This window comes from Acinetobacter entericus, from assembly GCF_026168575.1.
Taxonomy (GTDB): Bacteria; Pseudomonadota; Gammaproteobacteria; order Pseudomonadales; family Moraxellaceae; genus Acinetobacter; species Acinetobacter bouvetii.
In genome coordinates this window covers 1-1,521 of the sequence record NZ_JAPEQW010000093.1, presented here as the reverse complement: position 1 = coordinate 1,521, position 1,521 = coordinate 1, and the positions used below count along the sequence as shown (strand labels likewise).

The following is a 1,521-nucleotide window of genomic DNA, read 5'->3' as shown; positions in this document are numbered from 1 at the left end:
GATGCCTCTGGCAATACGTTTAAGTAAGGGGAATTATCATGGCTTTAGCAATTATTCCAGCTGACCAAGCTTTAAATGTCAGCGCAATCATCACCTATATCTATGCAGATCCGGGTGTCGGCAAAACTTCATTGGGCTTTACTGCGGATAAAGCTATTTCATTTGACTTTGACCGTGGTGCCCATCGTACTGGTGAACTTCGTCGCGGGGCTGTGGTTCCTGTGCAACAGTGGTCAGATATTGAAAACATCAAAGAACAGGATTTGGCAGCATTCAATACAGTCGTGATTGATACGGTCGGAGCAATGCTTGAATCAATCAAGACCCATCTGCTTAAAACAGCAAATAACCGTCAGCAAGATGGCGCTTTAAAACTTAAGGCCCAAGGCTTGGCCAATATGAAATTTAAGCAGTACATCAATACATTGCTGAGCTTCGGCAAAGATGTAGTTTTTATTGCGCATGCTTCTGAAGATCAGAATGGAGACCAGGTGATCTACCGGCCAGAGCTTGGCGGTAAAAACAGAAATGAGCTATACCGAATTGCAGACATCATGGGTTACCTAACCACGGTCACAACTGGCGAAGGCAAGAATGCCCGTGTCATCAACTTCAAGCCATCACCTACTCATCATGCTAAAAACTCTGGCGCTTTGGGTGGTGAAACTGGTGAGGTTTGGCTACCAGATCTGAAATCTAACCCGACCTTTTTGGCTGATTTAATTGCCGAAGCAAAAGCCCATATTAATACGCTTACACCAGCTCAAATCGCTTCTACGAAAGCTGCTGAGGATTTGGATAACTGGAAGCAAAGCTGCGAAGAAGCTCAGCATGCTGGAGATCTGAATCAGCTTACTGAAGCGCTTGATAAAGAGCATATGTACTACCAGAACATGCGCCAAGCCATGCTTGCCCGTGCAAAAGCTCTTAATTGCACCTTTGATAAACATAAGGAAATGTGGATTAGCCCACCAGAATTTAATGGTATCACTGATGCGCAGCGCGATGACTTACAGGCATTTATTGATGAGCGTGGCCTAGACGTAAAAACAGCATGTGAACATCTGGGGATTGATTCACTGATGCAAATTGATTCATCAAAAATCCAAGCCGTAAAACAAGATATTGAACAGTTAGCAAAAGATGGAGCAAAAGCATGAATATTTTAAATGGTACAGAAGCATTTGCAGCTATGTCTGCAGGACAAAAAATTGAATGCCGTCATGCCGAATCAAATCTTGATTTTGATGACATCCGCAACTTCCCTGCAACTGTTTTTATTGATCAAGATTTTGAATTCCGCATTGCTGTCATCTACATGACCATTGGCGCAATGCAAGTGCCAGAATCAATTATTGACTGCCCAAGCAAAGGCACTCTGTGCTTTACCCCTTCCATTTTGACGGCTGAATTAAGCAAAGGCTTTAAGTGGAAGAATTCAGACGCTGACTTAAGCCTGCTTTCCCGCGGTTTGGTTCACTTGTATGAAGAGAATGCCATTACTCATGCCAATGCATTGAT

The 1,521-nt window shown here is 43.5% G+C and carries 1 protein-coding gene and 1 pseudogene; both read left to right on the top strand.

Features of this window, described 5'->3' with window-relative positions; translation table 11 throughout:
- Window positions 1-38 precede the first annotated feature (38 nt).
- On the top strand, window positions 39-1,160 hold the full coding sequence (locus OKC24_RS19635; RefSeq protein WP_265466282.1) for an ATP-binding protein: 1,122 nt from the start codon (window positions 39-41) through the stop codon (window positions 1,158-1,160).
- A pseudogene (locus OKC24_RS19630) lies at window positions 1,157-1,521 on the top strand (hypothetical protein); the annotation flags it as partial. The gene OKC24_RS19635 and the pseudogene OKC24_RS19630, both read left to right, overlap by 4 nt.